We start from the raw sequence: 1,179 nt of genomic DNA on the forward strand, positions 1-1,179 counted from the left end.
CCTGCTGCGACGGCGGCTGCTGATCGGACGGCGTACCCGGGACGCTGCCGGGCACCGGGGTGTTCTGGATGTTGTCACCGCTGAGGATGCCGAACGGCAGCACCAGCGACGGTGTCTTCACACCACTGGTGATCTGGTCGGTGATCGTCTTGCACTGATCCAGAATCGGCCGCATCTGCCGGCTGATCGCATCGAATTTCGGGTCCCCGGGCCGCAATTGGCCGAGATCGAGCATCTTGCAGATCGTGCCGAACGGGTTCTGCAACTCGTTGAAATCGGCACGCTGGACATGCGCGCCAATTTCAACGGGTGCGGTGCAGGGCCGAGGTCAACCGGCCGGGAGCGCGCATGAGTTCGAGATGGGTCGCGCCCTTGGTGCACAAGCCCACCCTCGCGGCCTACGACCTGCGTACGGGTGCCGCGGCCCACGACGAGAACGAGCACATCTGGTACGACATGAACACCGTGAGCGCGGTGGCCGACAAGATCGCCGCAGAGCTCGGCGACATCGATCCCGCGCATCGGCAGGCATTCACCGATCGCGCCGCCGCACTGCGCGGGCAGCTGGCCGGTGTCACCGCCCTCACCGCGAAAATCGCTGCCGCGCACCCGAAGTCGCCGGTGTTGCAGACCGACCCGCTGGCGCACTACCTGCTGCTCGCCGCCGATACCGACGATCGCACGCCGCACGAATTCGAGGAGGCGATCGAACAGGGCACCGATCCGGCGCCCGCCGATCTGGCCGCGGTCCGGGATCTGCTGAACACCAAGCAGGTTCGCGCGCTCGTCTACAACATCCAGACCGAGGACAAGACGACCCAGGATGTGGCATCCACCGCGAAACGCGCCGGTGTGCCGGTCGTCGAGGTGACCGAAACCCTGCCGGAGAACACCGATTTCGTGAAATGGCAGACCGACAACGCGAACGCGCTGGCCGCGGCGCTCGGCTGAGGAGAGTTGCGGTGACGGGACAGACACGAACCGAAACGACGGAAGCGGTCGTCGCCGACGACGCACCACCGGCGAACGAATCGAACGCCGGCGGTGGCGCCGCGCATCCGGAATCGGCCCGCGCCGATTCCGGTGCGAGCTCGTCCCGTTTCGACGATGCGGACTGCTCGTTCTGCGATCCGGACGGCGCACCGGCGACGACCGCGACACAACCGGCGACAGCTGTGA

General features: G+C 66.7%; 3 protein-coding genes. 2 read left to right on the plus strand and 1 reads right to left on the minus strand.

The annotated features are described in order from the left end of the window. The coding region (locus AB0C20_RS36270) for a hypothetical protein (RefSeq protein ID WP_357569728.1) at nucleotides 1-235 on the minus strand (235 nt) is incomplete at its 3' end. Nucleotides 236-375: 140 nt separating this feature from the next. On the opposite strand from AB0C20_RS36270, the gene AB0C20_RS36275 reads away from it, so the two are divergent. Next, a complete protein-coding gene (locus AB0C20_RS36275; RefSeq protein ID WP_357569729.1) occupies nucleotides 376-951 on the plus strand; it encodes a zinc ABC transporter substrate-binding protein in 576 nt (191 codons plus the stop codon). An 11-nt stretch (nucleotides 952-962) separates the two neighbouring features. Beyond that, the coding region (locus AB0C20_RS36280; RefSeq protein ID WP_357569730.1) for a hypothetical protein at nucleotides 963-1,179 on the plus strand (217 nt) is incomplete at its 3' end.

This window comes from Micromonospora sp. NPDC048843 (assembly GCF_040649965.1).
Lineage (GTDB): Bacteria > Actinomycetota > Actinomycetes > Mycobacteriales > Micromonosporaceae > Micromonospora > Micromonospora hortensis.